Genomic DNA, 4,704 nt, shown 5'->3' on the forward strand with positions numbered 1-4,704 from the left:
ATGCGGATTTGTTCGGCCTCCGAGGGGACAATCGCTTTTACCTGCGAGAAATGACGAAACTTCAAATTCAAAGTATCAGACACAAGTCCTTGTGAAAAACGATGGAAAAGGTGAATCATGGGCGGATACTTAAAGAGATATCCGAAAAATCTCGCGATGAATGCCCATTTTTTGGAGTACAGATTGTGTATGCGGGGCTTACTATCCCTTCCAAAGTAGACACGGCTGAAACACCCTGCCACATTCGCATCGTGTTGTAACCGATATCACCAAGTGCAATTCGTTTGTATTTGCTCTTGTCAGCATTCAAAGTATCTTTACGCTCGACTTCGTCACGAGGTATTACACCCCGATCGGATGTAATTGCCAGAAGGGAAAGATCGGGATTGGTTTCTTTACGCTCATTGAAGCATGTACCAAGTTTGCAAGCCTTCCACCCCTCCGGCATCTCACCTTTTTTCTTAGCATGTTTGCCGAACTCCGGGAATCGCATTCGGCCGTAGAGAAGTTGCTGCATCAGTCCTTTTTTCAGCCGCTGTTTGGCATTAATAAGCCTGCCTACCTGCTCAATAGCCCTGTCCCAGGCAGAAAGTATTTCAGCTATTTTTTTCTGCTCGGGAAGAGGAAGGGGGGGGATTTTGTATGCTGAAAATTCAGATTTATTAACTATCGGCACCGCTTGTTCAGAAGCCAATGATTTTATTCTGGGAGATAATTTAAGAAGAGCATAGTAAAGGAATTCTTTTGTATCCTTATTCTTGGGAATACAGCATTAATCTGTTGATTTGTCGCTAAAACCTTTCCGGCTATGGCTACTTTTCCAATAGTTGAGCCAATACATGTAAAAAGAGTACTTCCGACAGGAATCTTTCTGCATACACCAAAACCGTCATTCGATAATTTTTTTGCCGAATCGAAAACATATTTACCGTTATCCAAGTCAGCCGGGCCAACAAATAGAAACTTATTACCATAATATTCTGATTTTTTAGTGCTCGGCGTAGATACTGTAATAACCTTTGCAACATCCTGGATGCGGACACATCCCCACTCCTCCGGAATCCACCCGACTTTGGTCTTCTTATACCCCGGCCTGTTTTCGTTGCGCTTGGTCACTTCTTCCTCCCCCTACCTTTTTCCGGAATCTTCTTCGCGGCCTCCTCAAGCTGTTTCACATAGTCAGCTTCGCCCAGAGCTTCTTTGTGTTTTCTGCGGCGGACAGCGAATTTTTCATATTCTGCCTTTGCGTAGTCCTCAGCTTCTTTTTTGCTGACTTTTCCGGCACTGGGCAGAACCTTACGATCGTTGAAGCGGAGAAATTCATCCAGTTTTTGTTCCCAATCTTTGAGAAAGATTTGCTTGCGCCGTTTTGCCTGATCCTCTGCAAAGTCCAGCCACATAGTCACGATCCGGTTAAGTCCGTCTATTTCCTTCTCGTTCAGATAGTTCTTGGCTATAGTTACATCGGTTTTGCGTACTTCATCACCATTCCAGTTGGTCAATCCCATATTGGGAAACTGATAATCCGCCCGGCTTTTGACGATTTCCGCAGCAGTCATTCCGGTGGCAGCATAGTGCAATTTATTCTGTATAATGCTGAAAAACTTTGTAGTTTCCGGAAGCGTTGGTTCATAATCGGCAGCCATGGCGAAAATCTCTCTGACCCGCAGGTACATCCGGCGTTCACTGGCCCGGATGTCGCGTATGCGTTCGAGCATCTCGTCGAAGTAGTCCGGGGCACCAGAACCTGCCGCAGGCGGATTCTTCAGTCGTTCGTCATCCATGGTAAAGCCTTTGACAATATACTCTTTCAGCCGTTCAGTCGCCCAAATACGGAAACGGGTGGCAATCAGGCTTTTTACCCGGTAACCAACGGAAATAACCACATCAAGGTTGTAAAAGGTCATCTTCCGGCGGACAGTTCTTTTTCCTTCCAGACGAACTACCGAGAAATCCTCGGTAGTTGAGTCACGGCCCAACTCACCTTCGTCATAGATGTTTTTCAGGTGAAGGGAGATGTTGTCTGCTGAGCATTGAAAGAGCCTGGCCATGTCGGATTGAGTCATCCAAAGGGTTTCGTTTTCGAGACGTACGTCGATTTTCACCCGTCCATTTTCGGTTTTATAGACAATGAGTTCTCCTCCGGACGGAACTATTTTCTGATGGTTGTTTTTCATAATCCCAATTCCTTCAGATACTTATTCAGCTCCATCTGTGTCTTTTCCAGTTCCGCCTCAAGTTCCTGAATCTCTTTTTGAACAGCGGGAATATCAATATCCTCTTCTTCTTCAAATGTATCAGCATAGCGGGGAATATTCAGATTAAATTCATTCTCTTTGATTTCATTAAAAGCAGCGCGATATGAGTATTTATCTATGGTTTTAAAATTCTTATAGGTATTTACAATTTTCTCAATATCCTGTTTCCGCAGTTTATTCTGATTTTTGCCGGATTCAAATTCTCTGCTGGCATCAATAAAAAGTACATCAGTATTTTTGCCTTTACCTTTATTAAAAATTATAATTGCTGCGGGGATACCTGTTCCGAAGAAAAGATTTGCCGGCAAACCGATAACTGTTTCAATCAGATTCTCTTCAATTAATTTCTGGCGGATTTTCCCTTCCGAAGCACCCCGGAAAAGAACTCCGTGAGGCACTACAACCCCTACTTTACCGGAATCTGCAACTGCTGTTTCTATCATATGACAAATAAAAGCATAGTCTCCTTTGCTTTTTGGCGGGATCCCACGGAAAAAACGATTAAAAATATCACTGTCAGCCATATCAGCGCCCCATTTATCAAGAGAAAACGGAGGATTAGCCACAACAATATCAAATTTTTTAAGCCGGTCATTTTCTATCAGTTTGGGATTACGTATTGTATCGCCCCACTCAATTTGAGCATTATCCTTTTCGTGCAGAAACATATTCATCTTACAGAGCGCCCATGTACTGCCGTTGCTCTCCTGCCCATATAAAGCGTAGTTGTTACTGCCAACTTCATTAGCAACTTTGATGAGAAGAGAACCTGAACCGCATGTAGGATCGCAGATTTTATTGCCCGGTTTTGGCTGCAGGAGTTTAGCAAGCAGAGTTGCAACTTCTCCGGGTGTATAAAACTCTCCTCCCTTTTTCCCTGCATCAGCAGCAAAACGGGAAATAAGATATTCATAAGCATTACCAATAATATCCCTGCTGCCTACAACTGAAGGTCGCAGATCAAGACGGGGGTCTGCAAAGTCTTCAATTAAATGCTTTAAGCGCTGGTTTCGCTCCTTTGTTTGACCCAAGTGAGCCTCGGAATTAAAATCTATATTTCTGAAAACACCTTCCAACTTGGTTTTATTTTTATCTTCTATTTGTTCAAGCGCAATATTAATAAGCTCGCCAATATTGTTCTCATTACGGTTTTCGTATAAATAATAATAATCTGAATTTTCCGGTAAAACAAAACGTTCACGGGAAAGTGCCCGTTCTATCCTTGTCTTATCCCCTTTATACTGTTTTTTGTACTTGTCCCTTTTATCTTTCCATAAATCGGAAAGATATTTGATAAACAGAAACACAAGAATGTAGTTTTTATATTCAGCAGGATCTACAACCCCCCTAAATGTATCGCAGGCTCTCCATAAGATATTATTAATCTCCTCCTGGGTAACAGCTTTTTTAATGCTTGACATATTAACTCCAATTTTTTATACTTTTCCTCAAAATACTATTAATCACTATCTCTCTCTTATCCGCTATTTGTCTAATTAAATATCTCTCTTTTTCTTTCAGCCTGTAAATTTTTGATATATTTTCCTGTGTTGATATTGGAGGAACTGGTATTTCAATATTTTCCAAAGATTTTTTATTTATAAGAGGAACAGTACTCATTAAAGTATGACTCCTGAAATATGCAACAGCTTCAGGCTGGCCTAAGTACCATACAAAATAATCCGGCAGGATTAGAGATTTTTTTGTCCGGATAATAAAAAACTGGGATACAGCTATTGTATTTTGAATATCATCATCAATTAAAAGAGCATAATTGTTTAATCCACGGGCACAAAAAAGGACATCTCCTTTTTTTAAGAAGTGTTCTGATTTGAATCCCCTGTCTTCAGTTCTAACCAAATTGTCATAATCAATTCTTTTGCCTTTTATCACATCGGCCATCTGAACAACATTTACCAAACCATCGGGAATATTCTCAACTTTTTTTCGGAATTGGTATCCCTGTCTTATTTCCGCAACTTCTAATAACAACTTCCTGCTCATATCGCCTCATATAAATTACACTAAACTCAATCATCACAATAAATATAGTATATTTTTATCAAAAGTCAAAAAATATTTACCCTAAAGCATATCATCACACTATATTTCCCCTTCTCTGACTGTAAAATTGTGTTATCTTCAAGTTGTACTTGACATTTACACAAGGAGTCAGGTAAGAGGCTTACGCCTTAAATCCATAATTTTATTTCCAGATTAATCAAATAAAAAGCCGGGGCAGAACCCCGGCTATATCTTTTATTTACAACGATTTTTGTTAAAATTTGCCGAAATTATACCGGAATGCAAGCCTCGGCTGGAATCTCTCCTGAGGTTCATACCTTCCTGTTTCCTCGTCCATCTTGAAATTCCAGATATAATCCATGTACAGAAGAAGATAGGGTTTAACTTTATACCCTACTCCGAACCGTGCCACAGAGCGGTA

At 40.8% G+C, this 4,704-nt stretch carries 5 protein-coding genes; all 5 read right to left on the reverse strand.

The window, feature by feature from the left end; genetic code table 11:
- Positions 1-115: 115 nt before the first annotated feature.
- Genes J7K93_13125 through J7K93_13145 form a run of 5 tightly spaced genes read right to left on the reverse strand, consistent with a single transcriptional unit; the run spans position 116 to position 4,262 of the window.
- A complete protein-coding gene (locus J7K93_13125) occupies positions 116-766 on the reverse strand; it encodes a restriction endonuclease subunit S (GenBank protein MCD6117952.1) in 651 nt (216 codons plus the stop codon).
- Positions 700-1,116: a restriction endonuclease subunit S gene (locus tag J7K93_13130; protein MCD6117953.1), complete on the reverse strand. Its 417-nt coding sequence runs from the start codon at positions 1,114-1,116 to the stop codon at positions 700-702. Before J7K93_13130 ends, J7K93_13125 begins: the two co-directional genes overlap by 67 nt.
- Complete coding sequence (locus tag J7K93_13135; protein MCD6117954.1) at positions 1,113-2,177, reverse strand: virulence RhuM family protein; 1,065 nt, start codon at positions 2,175-2,177, stop codon at positions 1,113-1,115. Before J7K93_13135 ends, J7K93_13130 begins: the two co-directional genes overlap by 4 nt.
- Positions 2,174-3,679, reverse strand: coding sequence for a type I restriction-modification system subunit M (locus tag J7K93_13140; protein ID MCD6117955.1), 1,506 nt, complete (start codon positions 3,677-3,679; stop codon positions 2,174-2,176). The genes J7K93_13135 and J7K93_13140 overlap by 4 nt, the downstream gene beginning before the upstream one ends.
- 1 nt (position 3,680) lies before the next feature.
- Complete coding sequence (locus J7K93_13145; GenBank protein MCD6117956.1) at positions 3,681-4,262, reverse strand: restriction endonuclease subunit S; 582 nt, start codon at positions 4,260-4,262, stop codon at positions 3,681-3,683.
- Between the last annotated feature and the right edge of the window lie 442 nt (positions 4,263-4,704).

Source organism: bacterium, from assembly GCA_021158245.1.
Classification (GTDB): Bacteria; Zhuqueibacterota; QNDG01; order QNDG01; family QNDG01; genus QNDG01.